This is a genomic window from Nocardia sp. NPDC003183 (genome assembly GCF_053590715.1).
The window spans coordinates 127,515-148,917 of record NZ_JBSFTG010000014.1; the positions used below are offsets into that span (position 1 = coordinate 127,515).

Below are 21,403 nucleotides of genomic sequence, written 5' to 3' on the forward strand. Positions count from 1 at the left end.
GGGGCATCCGTCGCTCCTGAGTCGGCTCACACCCGGGGTCAGCCGCGGGCCGACCCCCGGGAATCACTCATCTAGACTTCGAGACGGGCTGCCTCGCCTATCCCGTCTGCGTATTCAGGAGCGAACAATGTCCTCCCTTCGTCCTCCGCTCGCCGGTCTGGCCGAAGTGGTCGCGGGTGACGCCGCGCTGCGGACGGTCACCGATCTGGTCGGCAAATCCGGGGTGGAATTGGTCGCGCCGTCGGCCGTGCGGCCGTTCGTCGCCGCGACGATCGCCGATCAGCGTCCCCTGGTGGTGGTGACCGCCACCGGTCGTGAGGCCGACGATCTGACCGTGGAACTCACCGAGATGCTCGGCCCGTCGGTCGCCATGTTCCCGTCCTGGGAGACCCTGCCGCACGAACGCCTCTCGCCCGGCCCCGACACGGTCGGGCGCAGGCTCGAGGTACTACGCAGGCTGGCCCATCCCGAAGACCCCGTCTACCCCGAACCGCTGCGGGTGGTGGTCACCACGGTGCGTTCGCTGATGCAGCCGATGACGGCCGGGCTCGGCGATATCGAGCCGGTGGTGCTGCGGGTCGGCGGCGAACACGATTTCGACGAATTGCTCACTCGCCTGGTGGAATTCGCGTACACCCGCGTCGACATGGTCGGCAAGCGCGGCGAGTTCGCGGTGCGTGGCGGCATCCTCGATCTGTTCGCGCCGACGGCGGATCATCCGGTGCGCGTGGAGTTCTGGGGCGACGAGGTGACCGAGATCCGCCCGTTCTCGGTCGCCGATCAGCGATCGCTCACCGAGAGCACCGTCGAGATGGTGGTCGCGCCGCCGTGTCGCGAGTTGCTGCTCACCACGCCGGTGCGCGAGCGCGCCACCGCGGTCGCCGCCGACAACGAGGCCGACGCCTCCCTGGTCGAGATGCTGAACAAGATCGCCGAGGGCATCCCCGTCGACGGCATGGAGGCCCTGCTGCCGGTCCTCGCGCCGGGCAAGCTCAGCCTGCTCACCGAGGCGCTGCCCGGGGGCACCCAGTTGCTGCTGTGCGACCCGGAGAAGATCCGTACCCGCGCAGCCGATCTCGTGCGCACCGGCGAGGAGTTCCTCGAAGCCTCGTGGACCGCCGCCTCGTTCGGTAGCGACGCGCCGCTGGGCGCCAACGGCCTCGACCTGGCTGCCTCCGGCTACCGCAGCCTGCCCGAATTGCACACCAGCGCGGACGAACTCGGCCTGCCGTGGTGGACGCTGAGCCCGCTCAGCTCCGGCGACCCGATCGAGGTGAACCTGCCGGTGGCCGCCGGGCCCACCGCCCGCGGGTCCGACGAACTGGTCGCCACCATCTTCGCGTCGCTGCGCGCGCATGTCGCCACCGGCGGTCGCGCGGTCGTCGTGGTCACCGGTCACGGTACGGCGCAGCGTGTACTGGAACGGCTCGGCGAGGCCGAAGTGCCCGCCGCGCTGCTGCCCGCCGGTGGGGTGCCGGAGCCGGGAGTGGTGGGCGTGCTGTGTGGTTCGCTGCACGACGGGCTGATCTTCGACGATGCCGGACTGGTGGTCGTCGCCGAGTCCGATCTCACCGGCAACCGGGTCACCGCGCCCACCGAGGGCAAGCGGCTGCCCGCCAAGCGCCGCAACCAGGTCGACCCGCTCGCCCTCACCTCGGGCGACATGGTGGTGCACGACCAGCACGGCATCGGCCGGTTCGTCGAGATGATCGAGCGCACCATCGGCGGCGCGCGCCGCGAGTACCTGGTGATCGAATACGCGCCGAGCAAGCGCGGCCAGCCCGGCGACCGCCTGTTCGTGCCGATGGAATCGCTGGACCAGCTCTCCCGCTACGTCGGCGGCGAACTGCCGAGCCTGTCCAAGCTCGGCGGCTCCGACTGGGCGAACACGAAACGCAAGGCGCGCAAGGCCGTTCGCGAGATCGCGGGTGAGCTCGTGCAGCTCTACGCCGCGCGCCAGGCCGCGCCGGGTCACGCCTTCGCCCCGGACACCCCGTGGCAGCAGGAGATGGAGGACGCGTTCGCGTTCACCGAGACCGTCGACCAGATGACCGCCATCACCGACGTGAAGTCGGACATGGAGAAGGCGGTGCCGATGGACCGCGTGGTCTGCGGCGACGTGGGCTACGGCAAGACCGAGATCGCCGTGCGGGCCGCGTTCAAGGCGGTGCAGGACGGCAAGCAGGTCGCCGTGCTGGTGCCCACCACGCTGCTCGCCCAGCAGCACCTACAGACCTTCACCGAACGCGTCGCCGGCTTCCCGGTGACGGTGAAGGGGCTGTCCCGGTTCACCGATGCCTCCGACTCCAAGGAGATCCTGGCCGGGCTGGCCGACGGCTCGGTCGACATCGTGGTCGGCACCCACCGGCTGCTGCAGACCGGTGTGCGCTGGAAGGACCTCGGCCTGGTGGTGGTCGACGAGGAACAGCGCTTCGGTGTGGAGCACAAGGAACACATCAAGGCGCTGCGCACCCACGTCGACGTGCTCACCATGTCGGCCACTCCGATCCCGCGCACCCTGGAGATGAGCCTGGCAGGCATCCGCGAGATGTCGACCATCCTCACCCCGCCCGAGGAGCGTCATCCGGTGCTCACCTATGTGGGCGCCTACAACGACAAGCAGGTCACCGCCGCCATCCGCCGCGAGCTGATGCGCGACGGTCAGGTGTTCTACGTGCACAACCGGGTGTCCTCGATCGACAAGGCCGCCAAGAAGATTCGCGATCTGGTGCCCGAGGCGCGCGTCGTCGTCGCGCACGGTCAGATGAACGAGGACCAGCTCGAGAAGACCGTGCAGGGATTCTGGGAGCGCGAATACGACGTGCTCGTGTGCACCACGATCATCGAGACCGGCCTCGACATCTCCAACGCGAACACGCTGATCGTGGAACGTGCCGATTCCCTCGGCCTTTCGCAGCTGCACCAGTTGCGTGGTCGTGTCGGTCGTTCCCGTGAGCGCGGCTACGCGTACTTCCTGTATCCGCCGGAGAAGCCGCTCACCGAGACCGCCTACGACCGCCTGGCCACCATCGCGCAGAACTCCGATCTGGGTGCGGGTATGGCCGTGGCGATGAAGGACCTCGAGATCCGCGGCGCGGGCAATGTGCTCGGCGCCGAACAGTCCGGTCATGTCGCCGGTGTCGGCTTCGACCTGTACGTGCGACTGGTCGGCGAGGCCGTGGAGGCCTACCGCGCGGCCGCCGACGGCAAGCCGATCGTTACCGAGGAGAACAAGGAGGTGCGCATCGATCTGCCCGTCGACGCGCACATCCCGCCCGACTACATCGCCAGCGACCGGCTGCGGCTCGAGGGCTATCGCAAACTCGCCTCCGCCCAGGACGATTCGGCCCTGGCCGCGGTCGTCGAGGAGCTCGTCGACCGCTACGGCCCGCTGCCGGTGGAGGTCGGGCGACTGGTGGCGGTGGCCAAGCTGCGCCTGCTGGCGCGCGAGTACGACGTGTCCGAGATCGTGGTCACCGGCTCGTCGCTGAAGATCGCGCCGCTGAATCTTCCTGATTCCAAACAGCTTCGGCTCAAGCGGATCTACCCCGCGGCCAACTATCGCCCGGCGAGCGGGCTGATCACCTTGCCGCTGCCGCGGATCACCGACAGCGTCGGCGCCGACCGGGTGCGCGACGTGGCAGTGCTGCAATTCGTCGCCGATCTGCTGCTGGTGCTGGACGGTAAACCCCAGGGGATGGTGGATCTTTCGGTGCCGACAGAAGCCGCGGCGGCGCGATGAGCCAGGAGACGTCCCAGGAACAGGCCGACACCGCGGTCGTCGCCGCGGGACTGTCCGACGCCGTCGAGGTGATGGATCGCCTCTGGCATTTCGGCGGCTGGGAGCGCACCCAAACCCACGATTCGCTGCGCCCCTATCTCCTCGAGGAGACCTACGAACTCCTCGACGCCATCCAGGCCGGCGACGCCGAAACCATCAAGGAAGAACTCGGCGACCTGCTGTTGCAGGTGCTGTTCCACTCCCGAATCGCCGAACACGCGGGCGAGTTCACCGTCGACGACGTGGCGGCGACCCTGGTCGGCAAACTCGTCCATCGCAGTCCCTACCTCACCGATGCCGATTTCTCCTCGGGTACCTCGGTGGCCGCCAAGATCGCGGCGCAGGAAAAGGCGTGGGAGGAGCGCAAATCCGCGGAGAAATCCCGGCGCTCCTGCCTCGACGGCATCGCCATGGCCCAGCCCGCTCTCGCTCTCGCCGAGAAGATCCGCACCCGCAGCGCCAACGCGGGCCTGCCCGCCGACCTCGTCCCGGACACCCTGCGCGTGGTGGAACTGGGCGGCCCGGATTCGGCCGAGGAACGGCTCCGCACAGCGGCCGTCGACTTCGCGACCGCCATCCGCGCCGCCGAAGACGCCGCCGAAGCCGAACGAGGCGCTCGGTCCCCGCTCGGCGCGGATGACTGGCATACCTTCTGGCCGCGCTGAGCATCACGCGCAGACGGCCTCGGCTACCGCTGAGCTAACGATGCTCCGTGGGTGGGTGGACGGCGTCGGCGGCTGAGACGTTGCTGAGATCTTGTGGACAATCGTGCGCGCGCCAGCGGGCAAGGGCCACACAGCTTTAGACTCGAAGCAGCTCGCCGTCCGCGGCGGGGCAGGGGTCCGGCGATCGTCGAGGTGAGGTTGATGGGTACAGAGGTAGATCCGGCAGGACAGGATGTGATGGCCGACCATCCTGAGCTGGACGTGTTGCCGGTATGGCCGCAGGAAACCATCGCGGTGCTGGTGACCACCGACGCGGGGCCGCACGCGATCCCGGTGTCGTGGCCGGTGCGCGCGGACGACCGGCGGATTCTCCTCAGTTTGAAGTCCGATCGTGGCTCGCTGGCACGGTTGCGGGCGCAGCCGGAGGTGGCGTTGCTGATTCTGGGCGGCGGCAATGTGGCGCTGTGTGCGCGCGGCCGGGCGACGGTCATCGCCGAACAGATGCCGTCGGCGCCGGATTACACCGCGGTGCAGCTGGACGTCGACGTGATCGACGACCACCGGCAGTCCGCGTTCGCCGTCGACCGTGGCATCCAGCGCACCGTCCTCGACGACACCGAATTGCGGGCGCTGGAGGGTCGGGTCGAGACCCTGCGATCCTGGGCCGACAACGGGCCCGCAGCGTAAGTTCCTCTACGGCACACCATCTGGACAGAAGGGTTTTCATGAGCGTCACACTCGCCAAGGGCGGCAATGTCTCGCTGTCGAAGCAGACCGACAACCTCACCAAGGTGGCGGTCGGTCTCGGCTGGGACGTGCGTACCACCACCGGTGCCGACCACGACCTGGACGCCAGCGCGTTGGCGACCGGCACTAACCTGAAAGTGCTCTCGGACCAGCACTTCGTCTTCTACAACAACCTGCGCTCGCCGGAAGGCACCATCGAGCACACCGGTGACAACCTGACCGGTGAGGGCGACGGGGACGACGAGATCATCAACGTCGATCTGGCCGCCACCCCGCCGACGATCACCAACATCTTCTTCCCGGTGTCGATCCACGACGCCCAGGCCCGTGGCCAGTCGTTCGGCCAGATCCGCAACGCCTACATCCGCGTCACCGACGCGAACACCGGCGTGGAACTGGCGCGCTACGACCTGTCCGAGGACGCGTCCACGGAGACCGCGATGGTGTTCGGCGAGCTCTACCGCCACAACAGCGAATGGAAGTTCCGCGCGGTCGGCCAGGGTTACGCCTCGGGCCTGGCGGGCATCGCCCGCGACTACGGCGTGAATCTCTGACCAACCACGACAGGAAGGCGGGCGACCGAGTGTCGCCCGCCTTCGTCGTGCTCGCTGTCATCGCGATTGCGTGACCGGCACCCGTCGTGGCGGGACCACGCCCGCCTGATCGAGCAGCGCGAAGTACTTGCGCAGCATCAGTACGGCGGTGGTGGCCAGGCCGGCCGTCAAGCCCCACCAGACCCCGGCCGCGCCCAGATGCAGCGGAAAGGCGAGCAGCAGCGCTGCGGGCAGGCCCACGCCCCAGTAACCGACCAGTGACAGCCGGAAGCCCGCGGAGGTCTCCTTCAGACCACGCAGGAGCCCGGTGCCGATGTTCTGGGCGGCGTCGAAGAATTGCAGCACGATGCCGATGAGCAACAGGGTGTGCGCGATGGCGACGGTGCCGGTGTCGGTGGTATCGAGGAACGGTGCGAGCACGATGTCCGGGGCGAGCACGTAGACAGCGCCGGTGACGATCGCGATCACCGCGGCCATCCGCAGCGCCAGCCAGGCCAGCGCGCGCGCGTGCCCGAACTCATCGCGCGCGACCGCATCGCTCACCAGGATCGACGCCCCGTGGGACAGCCCGATCGCCATCTGGAACACGATGTAGATGATCTGGTAGACCACATTGTGCGCGGCCAGCGCGGCCGGCCCGAAACTGCCCATCACCAGCGCGAGCACCGAGAACATGCCCGCTTCCGAACCGTAGGTGAGCGCGATCGGCGTGCCGAGGCGCAGTTCTTCGCGCACGGTCGCCCAGCGCACCGGCCACGGCGTCGAGGGCAGGGTGCGGCCGAGTTGCTCGTCGCGGCGCACCATCGCCCAGAACACCCCGAAGGTGATCAGGAAGACCAGCGAGGTCGCGATGCCGACACCGGTCAGGCCCATCGCCGGAATGCCGGCCCAGCCGTGGATGAAGGCCAGTGCCAGCACCAGATTCAAGGCCACCGAACCGAGCGTGACCAGCAGCAACGCCTGGGGCCGCTGCATGCCGACGGTGTACTGGCGCAGCACCTGGAACCACAGACACGGCAGTAACCCTGGCGCGAGGGCGATCATCATCGGCCGCGCCGCGTCGAGCACACCGGCATCCTGGCCGAGCCACGGCAGTACCCACCCGAGCCCGATCAGCAGCGCGCCGCCGAGCAGTCCGGCGATCGTCGCGATGACGAATGCCGCCCGGACCACCGCGCGCACTTCGTCGTCGGCCGAACCGCCGCGCTTCCCGGCCGCGCCGAGCGCGCCCGCGATCTGATTCCCGGTGCCGGTGATCAGCCCGACGCACATCGTGCGGATCTGGTTGAACAGCACCAGCGCCAGCCCGCCCGCGGCGACCTCGCGCACACCGAGGGTGCCCATCAGCGCGAGATTGGTCGTCGAGACCGCGATCTGCGCCAGTTGGGTGAGCGCGATCGGCGTCGCCAGCCTGGCCAGCGCGCTGCTATCGGTCGCCCTGCCGTTCACCCACCCGCTCCGTGGTTCGTCTCGCGCGCGATCGCGCTCACCTGACCTCCATCAATTCGTCCTGGCGCCGCAGCGGTGAATAGCGGCGCAGCAGGGTGGTCACTTCCGCTTCGGCGGCGGGATCGAGCAGGTCGCGGGCGCTCATCCAGTCGTCGTCGAACACGGTGTCGAGATACTTCTCGCCACCATCACACACGATGGTCACCACGGTGGACCCGGCCGGGAACTCCTCGAGCCGCGCCAAGGCATTGTGCACCGAACCGCCCGCCGAACCACCGATCAACAGACCGTGTGTCCTGGCGACGGCGCGGGTGGTGGCGAAGGCATCGACGTCGCTCACCTTCACACCCTCGTCGAGCAGGGCGTAGTCGACGGCGGTGCCGATGGTCGCGCCAGGTGGGGTGCCGGTGCCCGACTGCCAGTACGGTCCGCCCTCGCCGCCGAAGGCGATGGATCCGACCGGCTCGATCCCGATCACCCGGGCGGGCAGGCCGAGGTCGCGCAGCCGGGTGGCGGTGCCGAACAGGGAGCCGCCGGTGCCGACCGCGGAGAGCAGGATGTCGACCCGTTCGACCTCGGCCAGCAATTCCTCCGCTACGGCGTAGTAGCCGACGGCGTTGGCGTCGTTGTTGTGCTGTTCGGTGAAGTACGCGTCGTCGCGGGCAGCCGCCATGGCCTCGGCGAGGTCTTCCCGGGCCGAGGTGGCCAGCTCGTCGTCACCGTCGTCGGCGACGAACACCAGGTCGGTGCCCATGGCTCGCATCGCGCGCAACTTGTCCTTACAGGCGTGGTTGTCGACCACGGCGGTGAATCGATAGCCACGTTCGGCCGCGACCACCGCCAAGCCGAGTCCGGTGTTGCCGGACGTCGACTCGATGATATGCCCGCCATCGCGCAGCAAACCTCGCCGCTCCGCGTCGAGCACCATCGAACGGGCCATTCTGATCTTGGCGGCACCGGTCGGATTGAACTGCTCGAGCTTGAGCAGCAGCCGCGTGCCGGTGTCGGTGACGGCGAGTTCGAACAGGGGCGTGCGGCCGATCAGGTCCGTCACGCGCGTGACGAGAGCCATGGGTTGTTCCTCCATCGGATCGAGAGCTCGGGTGGATCAGCGGGCAGTGCTGTCCAGGCTCCAGCGCAGTCGGTCCGCGCCTGGGCGCAACACCACCTTCGGCGGGAGCGGGAGTTCGTGGAACGGGGACTCGTTGGAGTCCATCTGATACCCGGCGGTGTTCGGGTAGACGAGCAGGTCGCCGGTTCGTGCGCGGCGGGGCAGCGGGATGCGCCGTCTGCTGAGCAGGTCGGACTCCAGACAGGTGGTGGCGCCGACGCAGGTGGGGGTGAGGTGGCCGGCGCTTTCGGGCCACAGCACGGGATCGGGCAGGTATTCACTGTCGAACCACTGTTCGGACAGGCTGAGACTGGTGCCGTCGACGGTGAGGATGTCGTACGGGCTTCCCTGTGCGGTCCGGGTTTTCACGCCCTGGACCCGGAAGACGGAACTTCCCGCCTGGTCGAGCAGGGCCCGGCCGGGCTCGACCGCGAGCCGTATTCCGTTGTCGCGCAACAGTCCGGCGAGGTCGTTGTGGGAGAGAACGGCGTCGAGCATGACCGCGCCGGGAGCCGGGAAGTGATAGGGGTAGTAGTCGCCGGGCGGATTCGTGTGGAACCACTTGTCGCTGAGGGTGTTCTGGAACTCGGTCCACGCCGAGGCATCGAGATAGTCGACGCCGAACCCGCCACCGATCGAGATCGTGTCCGCCCGATGGCCGTTGGCTCGTGCGCGCCTGCAGTGCCCGACCAGCGCGGCCGCCTGTTCGGAGCGGGCGACAGCGTCATAGCCGGACAGGTGGAAACTGAAGCCCGACAGCGTGATCGGTGCACCGATGGCCTGGATCGCTTGTTCGAGCTCCATCGGGTCGAGCCCGAAGCGGCTGGTCGAGCCCTCCGGCAGTACCCGGAGCAGCACTCGCACCGGCAGTTCGAGCGCGGCGAGCCGGTCGAGTTCGTCGAGCGCGTCGATCGCGATCAACGACCCGTGCCGAGCCGCCAGCCACAGCAGCTCGTCGGACTTCGCGGGCCCGGTGACCATCAGGTCCTCGCCGCGCACCCCCTGCCCCAGCGCCGCGACGAGTTCGCCGGTGCTGGCGACATCGATCCCCGCCCCGCTCTCCGCGCACGCCCGAGCCACGCACGCCGCCTTGTTCGCCTTCTTCCCGAAGTAGACGAACCCGTCGACGTCTGCCTCGGTGAAGACCGACTGAAACGCCCGGATATTCACCGCGACGCGCTCGGGGAACAGCACATGAAACGGTCCACCGACCGCGTCGGCGATCTCGCGGAGCAGGCGGGGATCGGCGAGCAGCCGCTGTTGCGCCACGTCGGTGTGAGCGGGCATCGGCGGTGCGCAGTGCGTCGGCCGGTCGGTGGTCGCCGTCGGCGCCCGGTCGACGACGCGGTCCTCGATGTGCGGCGGGCTCGGCGGAACCCGCGCGTCGGATCGCGGCGCGGCCCGCGGGGCGCTGTCCCCGGTGACCCCGGGCTGCGCACCCGTCAGTCCCACAGCGGCACCTCCGTGCCACGTCCTTCGGCGATCGCCCTGGCAGCCAGTGCGTGCGCGACCGCGATATCGGTGAGCACCAGTCCGCTGTTGTAGACGAAGATCTTCTCGTCCTCGGTCCGGCGGGCCACGGCGCTGCGGGTGAGCACTTGCGGCAGTTCGGCATCCACCGAACGCAGCGTTCCGTCGGGTCCGGCCATGTCGGTGCCCGTCAGTGCCATCTGCGCCGCGCTGGTGGCGACGACCCGATCGGCCTCGACCAGCGTCGACGGCGCCAGACCGTAGCCCACCAGCACCGCCACCGAACCCGGTGCCAGATGCGAGGATTCCAGGGCTACCTCGGTGCCGGGTCCGGCCGTGGCCAGCACCACATCGGCGGAGGCCGCCGCCGCGTACGGGTCGTCGACCACGTCGAGCAGCGCGTGGGGCGCCGCGTCGGCCAGGTGCGAGTGCACGGCGGCCAGTCCCTCGGGATGAGTGCCGTACACCATCAGCTTGCGCAACTGCGGGTTCGCGGCGAGCAAGTGCGGCAGCGCATTACGTCCCTGGGTCCCGGTGCCGATGAGCAGCACGCTCTCCGCCCCGCGCCGCACCGTCTCGCGCACCAGCAGTGCCGACACGGCGGGCGTACGCAACGCGCCGACCCGCGCGCAGTCCATCATCGCGATGGGGGCGCCGGTGGTGTCGTCGTAGAGCGTGATGGTCGTGTAGTACCGCTTGGTGCTGCGGTCGTGACCGGGGTCGAATTTGTAGGAGGTCTTCATGGCCACCACGCGCCGGCGCCCGTCGCGGCCCAGCATGGCGTAGGACACCGACGAGCCGCCGGGGTCCGCGACGCTCAGCTTGCGTGGATTGTCGGATTCGCCCGCCGCGAAGGCGAGATAGGCCTCCTCGACGGCGCGCACCACTTCGGCGGGGCTGATCGGTACGTCGGCCAGGTCGCTGCGGGAGAGGACGCGCAGCCCGATCCCACGGTCACGGTTGTTCAACGGATCCTCGTTCATCTGCCATGCCCCGCTCTGCTGTCCGATCAGCGGTCGCCCGGAACGGCGCGACCACACGTTGGCCATACCCATTCTCGGACGACTCCTGCGCGCGCCGACGGCGTTCGGGCAGTCGGACGTTGATGCGTTTGAGCCAGCGGTCGGTGCCGTCGTAGCGCGCGCGGAACGGAACGCGCCCGTGCACGGCCACGTCGTTGTCCACCAGCAAGAGCTCGCCGGGGGCCAGCGCGGGGGCGTGGCTGACCCTGGCGAGTTCGGCGGTGAGCCTGGCGTAGGCGGCGCGGAAGACTTCGTCCGCATCGTCGATCGGGGTGTAGGCGGGATCGTAACGTGCTGTGACAGCGTTGTTTTCGTCGAGCCACAGCGTCGGCAACGGTGCGAGCTGATCGAAACCGGTGCCGTAGGAGACATCGGGCAGGATCGGCAGCGTGGGGGTGGTGAGGGTGCGCAGGTCCTCGCCGGACAGGCGCACTTCGCGCACCGAGGAGACCGTGGTGGCGACCCGGTCGGGGTTGCGCAGGCAGGCCAGCATGAGCAGGTTCGCGCGCTGAGCGTGGAAGGCATCCTCGGTGTGCGGGCTGAGCAGGGTGGAACTGCTCGCGCCCGACTGCTCGTCCTCGTGGCCCGCGGCAGGCACGATGTTGTTGACCAGCCTGCCGTTCTGCTGGCCCTGCCAGCCGAACGGCTCACCGGCACAACGCCCGAGCAGCAACATCACGATGTCGAGTTCGAGCGATCCGGGATGCGCGTGCTCGGCCGCGGCCTGCCAGTGCTGCGGGGTGGGACCGAAATCGGCGTCGTCGACCGGTAACCCGCGCACCACGGTCGCGCCCGCGGCGGTGGCGGGCGGTCGAACGGCGTGGCGCAGGCTGTCGGGCAGGTCGCCGACGCGCTCGGTGATCCGGGCGATCAACGCGGGATCGTGCAGGGTCGTGGTGTGTGGTGCGTCACCTAATCGGTGGCGAATATCTGTCGCGAGCGATCGGAGCGCCGTCGCGGCGTCGGGATCGAGCTCGCGGTATTCGATGTCGTGCTGGTGAATCGTCATACGTTCGGAGAGAACGCTTTTCACCGGTTTCCCTTCTTCGCATCGGTCGAAAGCGGGTGAACTTCAGGCTCGATGTGCGAAGGTAGTGCCTGTCGTGTGATTAGGCAAGACTTACCTAATGCGTCGGCGAGGGAAATAGCCGATCCATATAACGTAGCTTCCTACCCGAGTTGGCGAAGTGAGCGCTGACCGGGGTGTCGCGGGTCGCTGCGGTTCGGTGACGGTCGAAGTGAAGCTCACCACTCGGAACCTCTTTTAGGCTAGCCTCGCCTAGTTTGCGGCGTCGGGAAAGGGGTTTCGGCGCACGCGGTTCGAGGAGGCAACACGATGGGTTTCACTCGCAGGCAGCTCTTCCAATCCGGCGTCGGCGTCACCGCACTACTACTCGCGGCGGCATGCGGCACCGATGATCGGTCCGCCACCGCGCAGCGCGGTGGCACGCTGCGAGTCGGCGCGCTCGGCACGGCCGCTCGCAGCGAACGCGACCCGCACGCCAACCTCAGCAACGACAGCGACTTCCTCATCGCCTCGCTCGTCTACGACGCGCTCACTGTTCCCGGCGCGGATCCGACCGTCGCCCCGCGCCTCGCCTCGCGCTGGGAGCCCAGCGCGGACAACCGCAGCTGGACCTTCACCATCGCCGACGGCGCGACCTTCCACAACGGTGCGCCGGTGACCGCCGGCGACGTGGTGTGGTCGATGCGACGCCTGCGCTCGGTCGGTGGCGCGTCGAAGATGCCGGTGGCCGAGAACGACATCGTCGCCGACGGTCCGAACCGCGTCGTGTTCACCATGCCCGCACCCAATACCCAACTGCCGCTGCTGCTTCGGCTGATGACCTTCACTGTGCCGAAGGACACCACCGACTTCACCGCCGCGATCGGCACCGGCCCGTTCCGGCTCGAGTCCTACCAGGGCGGCAACGCCCGGCTGGTGCGCAACGAGCGCTGGCACGGCACCCCGCCACTGCTCGACGCCATCGAGGTGACGATGTTCGACAGCGTCACCGCTCTGGGCAACGCGGCGCTGGGCGGGCAGATCGACCTCGCTTCCAATGTGGGCGCGATCGCAGGCCGCACCGCCGCGGGACGCGGCGACCTGCAGGTGATCCGGCGCGCCGACGACACCATGCTCGGCGTGGCGATGCGTGCCGCCGACGGCCCGTTCGCCGATGCCAGGGTGCGCACGGCGTTGCGTCTCGGTGTCGACCGGACCGCGCTGGTCAACCAGGTGCACTCCGGCTACGGCACCGTCGCCGCCGACGTTCTCGGCACCGCCGACCCGCTCTACGACACCACGCTGCGCCGCGACCGCGACGTCGAACGCGCGAAAACCCTGCTGCGCGAAGCCGGGTTCGACACCGGCCGCAGCTACCCGTTCGTGACGAAGGCCGAAGTTCCGGGCGAGGTCGAATCGGCGAAGGTGATCGCCACCCAGCTCGCCGAGATCGGCGTCCGGCTCGACGTGCAGGTGGTCGAATCGGCCGCGTTCTACGACCAGACCTGGCTCAACGCACCGCTGTACACGGTGTCGTGGGGGACCAACGACTCGGTGCTGTTCCTGGCCGACAAGCTGATGACCTCGGGCACCAACCGCAACGAAACCGCCTTCCGTGACCCGGAATTCGATACCGCCGACGCCAAAGCCCTTGCCGCGTCCGGCGAGGACTACACGCGTGCGGTGCGCGAATTGCAGCGCATCGAGTTCGAGCGTGGCGGCTATCTGGTGTGGGGCATGGCCGACGGTGTCGACATCGCCGCGTCGACGGTGCGTGATCTGCCGACGCTCGGCGGTTTCGCGCGCGTCCAGCTGGAACGTGCCTGGCTGGCGTGAATGTCATGAAAACCTTTGCCCTGCCGATGGTGCGGCGGATCGTGCTCCTGGTGACCCTGCTGGCCATCGTGTACGTCGCGGTGGATCTGCTGCCGGGCAACGCGGCGCGGGCGGCGCTCGGCAGGGACGCGGATCCGGCCGCGCTGGCGGCGAAGGAGCACGAGCTCGGCCTGGATCGCGCGCTGCCGGTGCAGTTCCTGGACTGGATCTGCGGGGTACTCACCGGAGACTTCGGGCAGACCGCCCGCGGGAATTCGATCGGTGCGCTGCTGGCCGACAAGTTCCCGCAGACTCTGCTGCTCGGGGGGATCGCGTTGCTGCTGACCATCGCGGTGTCGCTGGGGCTCGGCTGCTGGTGGGCGATGCGTCCGACCGCGCTCGGGGCGCGAATTCTGCAGCCCGTCAGCACGGTTGCCGTGGCGGTACCGGAGTTCGTCGGTGGCACGATGCTGATCCTGGTGTTCTCCCTGGCCACCGGATGGCTTCCGGCCGTGACCATTACCGGCCGATCCGGCTTTCCCGTCGGCCCCGAGATGCTGGTGCTTCCGGTGCTGGCGCTGGCGATTCCGCAGATCGGCTGGAACGCCCGAGTCGTGCGCTCGGCGCTGCTCGATGTCGCCGCGGCCGCGCATGTGGAAAGTGCTGTGCTGGAAGGGCTGCCGACACGCACGATTCTCTTCCGGCACATGCTGCCGTTCGCGGCGCCGACCATCGTCGCCGGATACGCCACCTCTGTCGGGATGCTGTTCGGCGGTGCGCTGGTGGTCGAGACGCTCTTCAACTATCCCGGTGTCGGCGCCGTTCTCGCCGGGTCCGTCGCCGACCGTGACTCCACCATGGTCGCCGCGGTGGTCGCCCTGACGGCGATCGTCATCATGGCGTTGCTCGCGATCGCCGACATCGTCCGGGCGTGGGCGTCGAGGAGTGCGCGATGAGCAAGCCCAACGCGGAAGGCCGAGCGGTGGTGTCCAAGTGGGGCGCCTACTCGGTGGCGGCCGGTGTGGGACTGGTTGTGCTGCTCGCGGCGGCCGGGCCGCTCTTCGCGCCCTACCCGGGGGACACAGCCGTCGGGATGCCGTTCGCGCAGCCGGGTGGGGGAGCGTTGCTCGGGACGGATCGGCTCGGCCGGGATGTGTTCAGCCATCTGCTCACCGGCGGCACGCAGCTGCTGGCCGTCGCCGCGGTGATCGCGGTGGCGGTGACCGTGCTGTCGGCCGTCCTCGGCGCGATCGCCGCCGTGCGCCCGCGTGCGGGCAAGATCATCGAACTCTGCGGCGATCTGGTGATCCTGCTGCCCGCGGTCCTGGGCATCCTGCTGGTGCTCACCGCATGGCCCCAGGGTGGTGTCACCGCGCTGATCGCGGTGTCGCTGCTCTTCGGAGTTCCCTACTGCGCCAGGATCTTCGCGGCGTCCGCCTCGACCATCGCGGCCTCCGGCTACGTCGAAGCCGCCGTTGCCAGCGGAGAATCCCTGTCCCACCTGGTCTTCCGCGAAATCCTGCCCAACCTGCGCGCCGTCTTCACCACCCAGCTCGGCCTGCGCTTCGTCGTCGCCGTGTATCTCGTCAGCACCATCGCCTTCCTCGGCGTCTCCGCGCTCGATCCCGACAACTGGGCGATCATGGTCCGAGACAATGCCTCCGGGCTGCTCCTGAATCCCTGGGCGGTGCTGGCACCGAGCGCTGCCATCGCCATCGTGGCGGTCGGTGTGAATCTGGTGGTGACCAGTGGGCCCAGGACCCGCCAGACCTCGAAAACCGCATCGGATGCGGTCGCCGCGGCCGGGGTTGCGCCGGCTGGCGCTGGATGCGGGATCTCGGTGGTGGATTCGGGGGATGCGGTGGCGGTGGACGCGTTCAGCGTTGTCGCTGACAGCGGGGCGGTATTGCTGGCGCCGTTGTCGTTTCGGCTGAAGTCGGGGACGGTCACCGCGCTCACCGGTGCATCGGGTGCGGGGAAGTCGACGGCGATGCGTGCGCTGCTCGGACATCTACCCGCCGGCGCTCGCGGGCAGGGCGCCGTGCTTGTCGCGGGACAGGATGTGTTCGCGCTCGACGCGGGCGCGCTGCGCGCATTCCGTCGTGAACAGATCGCCTACGTCGGCCAGGATCCCGGCTCCGAGCTCAACCCGCTGCTTCGCGTCCGGGCAGTCCTGGCCGAGGCGGCGCCCGGCACCTCCGACGCCGACCGCCTCGCCGTCCTCGCGCAAGTGGGTCTCGATCCCACCCATCTCCGCCGTCGCTGCGCCCGCCTCTCGGGCGGGCAGCAACGCCGTGTCGCCCTGGCCCGAGCCATTCTCCGCCGCCCCCGGATCCTCGTCCTCGACGAACCACTCGCAGGTCTCCACAGCACTCTCCGCACCGAAATAGCCCAGCTGATCGCGACTCTCGCCACCGAGAACCGCACGGCCGTCCTGCTCTCCGGCCACGACACCGACGCGATCAACGTCATCGCCGACTCCGTGATCGAGCTCGATCCACCCGGTGATCGGCCGGTGAATGTCGCTGCCGTGGTGACTGATCCGGTGCGCGCCGAACACCTGGCCGACGAGCGCTCGGGGGCGACCGGCCGTCGACCCGTCGATCCGGCGGCCGAGGGCGCGGGGAGCGAGACAGCATCTCGAACGAACGGCTCGGCGGGCGCCGACGAGGTGATCGCCTTGCAGGCCACATCGATCAACGCCGACGCGGGCGGCCACAGGGTGCTCGAGAACGTCGGTTTCAGCCTGTCCCCGGGCGCGGCCCTTGCTGTCGTAGGGCCGTCCGGGGCGGGTAAGACCACGCTCGCGCGGGTGATCGCGGGTTTGCACCCCGACGCCGGCGGATCGCTGGATGTGGGTGGTGTGCGCGTTCCGGTGGGAAGCGGGCGCCGGATCAGGGTCGGCGCCAACGGGATCCAACTCGTCACCCAGAACCCGCGCGCGGCGCTGAACCCGCGCCGCACCGTCGAGCAGACCCTGGCACGCCCGTTGCGCCGCATCGCGCGAGTCACCGGACCCGAAATCCGCACCCGCGTCAGCGCTCTGCTCGCCGCGGTCGACCTCCCCGCCGACCTCGCCGGCCGCCGGCCCCATCAACTCTCCGGTGGTCAACGTCAACGAGTGGCTCTGGCCCGCGCCCTCGCCGCCGACCCGGCCGTCCTGATCTGCGACGAGATCACCACCGCCCTCGACACCGAAACCGCCACGGCCATCATGTCCCTGCTCGACCGTCTCCGCGCCGACCGTGCCACCGCGATCATTCTGATCAGCCACGACATGACCCTGGTCCGCGGCCACTGCACCGATCTCCTCGTTCTCGATCAGGGCCGAGTAGTCGAAACAGGCACCCCGGAAACAGTTCTCACCACCCCGACCCACCGGGCCACCGCGGCGCTTCTCGGCTGATACCGCCCTCGTCGAACCAGCCAGCCGTGACCTGTAACTCGTCCGTAGCCGGCCAACCGCCGGATTCACGGGGAGCTGAGAAGTGGCTGTGAGATGTGCGCAAAGCGCGCTGGATCTGGATGATTGAACAGATGTCAGTGCAGAAGGTCGGCGTGGCCGCCGCAGTCGCGATCAGCGCCCTGTTAGCGGGGTGCAGTTCGCTCGCGTCGATCCCCGATGACATGCCGCCGGGGCCGGGGGTCGCGCTGCCGCTGATCGATGTCGACGCACCCGGCCGCGCGGCCGAACAGCTACGCGGCTGGGCCGACGAGCAGTCCGACGCGATCGGCATCCAACCGGTCGCGCTCGAGGCCTACGGCTACGCCGCCGCCGTGCTGGCGAAGTCGAAGCCCGAATGCGGAATCGCCTGGACCACCATCGCCGGCATCGCCAGCGTGGAGAGTGGACACGGCACCCATCGCGGTGCCGGCGTCGACGCCGACGGGACCGTGCGCCCGGCGATCATCGGCGTCGCCCTCGACGGCACCCGAGGCAACGCCGACATCCGCGACACCGACGGCGGCAGCCTCGACGGCGACACCACCTACGACCGCGCCGTCGGCCCGCTGCAGTTCATTCCCGAAACCTGGAAGCGCTGGGGTGTCGACGCCAACGGCGACGGCGTGGCCGATCCGCAGAACATCGATGACGCCGCCCTCACCGCCGCCCGCTACCTCTGCACCCGCGGCGGCGATCTGACCTCGGCCGACGGCTGGCAGCGCGCCCTGTTCGCCTACAACCAGTCGAACAAGTACATGCACGTGGTGCGCGATCGCGCCGCCATATACAGCATCGGCCGCCGCGTGTAGTTGCCCATGGCCCGGAGTGCCGGTTACTCCACACTCCGCCGAGACGATAGGCTCGGCACCGCACGGCCCTTCCCGTGATACCTACCGTGCCTTCCGTCGTAAGGAGCAGTTTTCGTGGCCATTATCGAACAGGTCGGAGCTCGCGAGATTCTGGATTCGCGCGGCAATCCCACCGTCGAGGTCGAGATCGCCCTCGACGACGGCACCCTGACCAGGGCAGACGTACCTTCCGGTGCGTCCACCGGCGAGCACGAGGCCGTCGAGCTGCGTGACGGCGGCGACCGCTACGGCGGCAAGGGTGTGACCAAGGCCGTCGAGGGTGTTCTCGACGAGATCGCGCCCGCCATCATCGGCCTCGACGCCGTGGAGCAGCGCACCGTCGACCAGGTCCTGCTGGACCTGGACGGCACCCCCGACAAGTCCCGCCTCGGCGCGAACGCCCTGCTGGGTGTGTCGCTGGCCGTGGCCCGCGGTGCCGCCGAGTCCTCGGGTCTCGAGCTGTTTCGCTACCTGGGCGGCCCGAACGCCCACGTGCTGCCGGTCCCGATGATGAACATCCTCAACGGTGGCGCGCACGCCGACACCGGCGTGGACGTGCAGGAATTCATGGTCGCCCCGATCGGCGCGCCCACCTTCCGCGAGGCACTGCGCTGGGGCACCGAGGTGTACCACTCGCTCAAGGCCGTGCTGAAGGAGAAGGGCCTGTCCACCGGCCTCGGTGACGAGGGCGGCTTCGCCCCCGACGTCGCGGGCACCGTGGAGGCGCTCGACCTGATCAGCGTCGCCATCGAGCGCGCGGGCTACAAGCTCGGCACCGATGTGGCGCTGGCGCTCGACGTGGCCGCCACCGAGTTCCACACCGAGGGCGAGGGCTACAAGTTCGAGGGCAAGATCCGCACGGCCGCCGAGATGGGCGAGTTCTACGCGGACCTGCTCACCCGGTACCCGCTGGTCTCCATCGAGGACCCGCTGTCGGAAGACGACTGGGACGGCTGGGTCGCACTGACCGACGCCATCGGCGACAAGGTGCAGCTGGTCGGCGACGACCTGTTCGTCACCAACCCCGAGCGCCTCGAAGAGGGCATCGCCAAGGGCGCGGCCAACGCGCTGCTGGTGAAGGTCAACCAGATCGGCACGCTGACCGAGACCCTCGACGCTGTCGAGCTGGCGCACCGCAACGGTTACAAGACCATGATGTCGCACCGTTCGGGCGAGACCGAGGACACCACCATCGCCGATCTCGCGGTCGCCGTCGGTTCGGGCCAGATCAAGACCGGTGCTCCCGCGCGTTCCGAGCGGGTCGCCAAGTACAACCAGCTGCTGCGCATCGAGGACGCCCTCGGTGATTCGGCACGCTACGCGGGTGACGTGGCGTTCCCGCGTTTCACCGGCGAATTCTGAAAGCAGTACAGGGGCGGTAGCGAATGACCGAGCGACGTGCGCGTGGAACCAGTCCTGGTGGACGAGGCGACAGGCGCACGTCGCGGGCCGCGCGCTCGCGCCCCCGTCTGGACACGCCGAGCCGCCCCGCCGCGGCCAAACGTCCCACCCGCCGCCGCCCGGATTCGGCCACCTCGCGCAAGCCCAGCGGCAAGCTCGAGCGCAGCGAACACACCATTCTCGGTCTCTCGACCGGTAAAGCGGTGATCCTGGCGGCGGTGCTGTGCGGCCTCGCGCTGACCTTGGCCGTGCCCACGCGCACCTATTTCAGCCAGCGCGCCGAGGCCGTGGCACTGGCCAAACAGCGGACCGAGCTCGAAGCCGACCTGGCGGGCTTGCGCGATCGTCGTGCGCAACAACAGGATCCGGCCTACATCCGTTCCGAGGCGCGTGATCGTCTGCGCTTGGTGATGCCCGGCGAAACCCCCTACATCGTGCAGATTCCCGGCATCGAAGCACCAGCGCCGCCGCCGATGAGCACCCGCACCGCGGCGCCCGACCCCTGGTACACCGACCTGTGGCGCAGCATCTCCGAACCAGCCCCGGAAGGACCACGGTGACGACACCGAACGCCGACGACCTCGAGATCATCGCGAAGCAGTTGGGCCGCGAGCCTCGCGGAGTGCTCGAAGTCGCCTACCGCACCCCCGACGGCCTGCCCGCCGTGGTGAAGACCGCGCCCCGCCTGCCCGATGGCACCCCGTTCCCCACGCTCTACTACCTGACCGATCCCCGGCTCACCGCCGAGGCGAGCAGGCAGGAGTCGGCCGGTGTGATGCGCGAGATGACCGAACGCCTCGCCACCGACCCCGAACTGGCCGCCGCCTACCGTCGCGCGCACGAGAGCTACCTGGCCGAACGCAACGAGATCGAGTCCCTCGGCACCGATTTCACCGGTGGCGGCATGCCCGACCGGGTGAAGTGCCTGCACGTGCTGATCGCGCACTCCCTCGCCAAGGGGCCCGGTCTGAACCCCTTCGGTGACGAGGCCGTCGCGCTGGCCGCCGCCGCGGGCTTCCGCGGGACCGCGATCCCCGCCGACTGGCCCGCCGCACCTGACGAACAGGCATAATCGCGGGCAGTGCCCGAACGTGGGTCGAGACCTCTGGAGGACACCATGAGTGAGCGCATCGCCGCAGTCGACTGCGGCACCAACTCGATCCGCCTGCTGATCGCCGAGGTCGGGGCCGACGGCGGCCTCACCGACGTGCACCGGGAGATGCGCATCGTGCGGCTCGGTCAGGGTGTGGACGCCACCGGACGCCTCGCGCCCGAAGCCATCGAACGCACCCGCCTCGCCCTGGCCGATTACGTGGATGTGATGGTGGCGCAGGGTGTCTCACGCGTCCGCATGGTCGCCACCTCCGCCACCCGCGATGCCGCCAATCGCGACGATTTCTTCTCGATGACCCGCACCGAACTCGGCCGCGTCGTGCCCGACGCGGTCGCCGAGGTGATCACCGGCGACGAGGAAGCGCGACTGTCCTTCGCCGGTGCCGTCGGTGAATTGTCCGCTGATGCGGGACCTTTCGTCGTGGTCGACCTCGGCGGCGGCTCGACCGAACTGGTCGTCGGCGACGAGAACGGTGTCCAGGCAGCCTATTCCGCGGATATCGGCTGTGTCCGCATCACCGAACGCTGCCTGGCGGGCAACCCGCCGACCGCCGACCAGGTCTCTGCCGCAAGAGAATTCGCCCAGCAGAAGCTCGATGAGGCCTTCGCGAAGGTCCCCGTCGACAAGGTGCACACCTGGGTCGGGGTGGCGGGCACGATGACCACGATCACCGCCGTCGCCCTCGACCTGCCCGAATACGACTCCGCGCGGGTGCATCTCACCCGACTGAGCCTCGCCGAGGTGCACCAGGTGTGCGACCGCCTGATCGGCATGAACCACGACGAACGCGCCGCCCTCGGCCCGATGCATCCCGGCCGGGTCGATGTGATCGGCGGCGGCGCGGTGATCACCGAAGTGCTGGCCGACGAATTGGCAGGCCGCGCGGGAGTTTCCGAACTCGTCGTCAGCGAGCACGACATCCTCGACGGTATCGCCATGTCGATCCTCGACGCGCCCGCCTGACTTCCGGCTCCC

Annotated in this window: 17 protein-coding genes; 12 read left to right on the plus strand and 5 right to left on the minus strand. The window is 69.0% G+C overall.

What is annotated here, in order from left to right; genetic code table 11:
• The first annotated feature begins 127 nt into the window (after positions 1-127).
• The 4 genes from mfd to ACWDXS_RS29080 all read left to right on the plus strand — a co-directional run bounded on the left by mfd (position 128) and on the right by ACWDXS_RS29080 (position 5,747).
• Positions 128-3,742: a transcription-repair coupling factor gene (gene mfd / locus ACWDXS_RS29065; RefSeq protein WP_449970427.1), complete on the plus strand. Its 3,615-nt coding sequence runs from the start codon at positions 128-130 to the stop codon at positions 3,740-3,742.
• Positions 3,739-4,446, plus strand: coding sequence for a MazG family protein (locus ACWDXS_RS29070; protein WP_449970430.1), 708 nt, complete (start codon positions 3,739-3,741; stop codon positions 4,444-4,446). The genes mfd and ACWDXS_RS29070 overlap by 4 nt, the downstream gene beginning before the upstream one ends.
• Positions 4,447-4,647: 201 nt before the next feature.
• Positions 4,648-5,133: a hypothetical protein gene (locus ACWDXS_RS29075; RefSeq protein WP_378993162.1), complete on the plus strand. Its 486-nt coding sequence runs from the start codon at positions 4,648-4,650 to the stop codon at positions 5,131-5,133.
• A gap of 38 nt (positions 5,134-5,171) precedes the next feature.
• Positions 5,172-5,747, plus strand: a complete 576-nt coding sequence (locus tag ACWDXS_RS29080) for a TerD family protein (RefSeq protein ID WP_378993159.1) — start codon at positions 5,172-5,174, stop codon at positions 5,745-5,747.
• 57 nt (positions 5,748-5,804) lie between these two features.
• Here ACWDXS_RS29080 and ACWDXS_RS29085 read toward each other — a convergent pair whose 3' ends face one another.
• Genes ACWDXS_RS29085 through ACWDXS_RS29105 form a run of 5 tightly spaced genes read right to left on the minus strand, consistent with a single transcriptional unit; the run spans position 5,805 to position 11,808 of the window.
• The gene (locus ACWDXS_RS29085) at positions 5,805-7,196 is read right to left on the minus strand and encodes an MATE family efflux transporter (protein WP_449970433.1); all 1,392 of its coding nucleotides are present in this window, start codon (positions 7,194-7,196) and stop codon (positions 5,805-5,807) included.
• Between the two features lie 37 nt (positions 7,197-7,233).
• Positions 7,234-8,268 carry a PLP-dependent cysteine synthase family protein gene (locus ACWDXS_RS29090; RefSeq protein ID WP_378636088.1) on the minus strand — a complete coding sequence of 345 codons (1,035 nt, stop codon included), beginning with the start codon at positions 8,266-8,268 and terminating at the stop codon, positions 7,234-7,236.
• Between the two features lie 36 nt (positions 8,269-8,304).
• The gene (locus ACWDXS_RS29095) at positions 8,305-9,759 is read right to left on the minus strand and encodes a Y4yA family PLP-dependent enzyme (RefSeq protein ID WP_449970437.1); all 1,455 of its coding nucleotides are present in this window, start codon (positions 9,757-9,759) and stop codon (positions 8,305-8,307) included.
• Entirely contained in the window at positions 9,750-10,760 is a 1,011-nt protein-coding gene (locus ACWDXS_RS29100) for an ornithine cyclodeaminase family protein (protein WP_378636093.1), read from the minus strand. Before ACWDXS_RS29100 ends, ACWDXS_RS29095 begins: the two co-directional genes overlap by 10 nt.
• Positions 10,732-11,808, minus strand: coding sequence for a TauD/TfdA family dioxygenase (locus ACWDXS_RS29105; RefSeq protein WP_449970441.1), 1,077 nt, complete (start codon positions 11,806-11,808; stop codon positions 10,732-10,734). Before ACWDXS_RS29105 ends, ACWDXS_RS29100 begins: the two co-directional genes overlap by 29 nt.
• A 327-nt stretch (positions 11,809-12,135) precedes the next feature.
• On the opposite strand from ACWDXS_RS29105, the gene ACWDXS_RS29110 reads away from it, so the two are divergent.
• From ACWDXS_RS29110 to ACWDXS_RS29145, 8 genes are all read left to right on the plus strand, one after another.
• Complete coding sequence (locus ACWDXS_RS29110) at positions 12,136-13,641, plus strand: ABC transporter substrate-binding protein (RefSeq protein WP_449970444.1); 1,506 nt, start codon at positions 12,136-12,138, stop codon at positions 13,639-13,641.
• Between the two features lie 5 nt (positions 13,642-13,646).
• Entirely contained in the window at positions 13,647-14,576 is a 930-nt protein-coding gene (locus ACWDXS_RS29115; protein WP_449970447.1) for an ABC transporter permease, read from the plus strand.
• On the plus strand, positions 14,573-17,026 hold the full coding sequence (locus ACWDXS_RS29120) for an ABC transporter ATP-binding protein/permease (RefSeq protein ID WP_449970450.1): 2,454 nt from the start codon (positions 14,573-14,575) through the stop codon (positions 17,024-17,026). Before ACWDXS_RS29115 ends, ACWDXS_RS29120 begins: the two co-directional genes overlap by 4 nt.
• Before the next feature lie 131 nt (positions 17,027-17,157).
• Positions 17,158-17,874 carry a lytic transglycosylase domain-containing protein gene (locus ACWDXS_RS29125; protein ID WP_378993148.1) on the plus strand — a complete coding sequence of 239 codons (717 nt, stop codon included), beginning with the start codon at positions 17,158-17,160 and terminating at the stop codon, positions 17,872-17,874.
• Between the two features lie 114 nt (positions 17,875-17,988).
• Positions 17,989-19,275 carry a phosphopyruvate hydratase gene (gene eno / locus ACWDXS_RS29130; RefSeq protein ID WP_378993146.1) on the plus strand — a complete coding sequence of 429 codons (1,287 nt, stop codon included), beginning with the start codon at positions 17,989-17,991 and terminating at the stop codon, positions 19,273-19,275.
• 23 nt (positions 19,276-19,298) lie between these two features.
• A complete protein-coding gene (locus tag ACWDXS_RS29135; RefSeq protein WP_449970454.1) occupies positions 19,299-19,874 on the plus strand; it encodes an FtsB family cell division protein in 576 nt (191 codons plus the stop codon).
• On the plus strand, positions 19,871-20,386 hold the full coding sequence (locus ACWDXS_RS29140; RefSeq protein ID WP_378636110.1) for a DUF501 domain-containing protein: 516 nt from the start codon (positions 19,871-19,873) through the stop codon (positions 20,384-20,386). The genes ACWDXS_RS29135 and ACWDXS_RS29140 overlap by 4 nt, the downstream gene beginning before the upstream one ends.
• A gap of 45 nt (positions 20,387-20,431) precedes the next feature.
• Positions 20,432-21,391, plus strand: coding sequence for a Ppx/GppA phosphatase family protein (locus ACWDXS_RS29145; RefSeq protein ID WP_449970457.1), 960 nt, complete (start codon positions 20,432-20,434; stop codon positions 21,389-21,391).
• Positions 21,392-21,403: the final 12 nt, after the last annotated feature.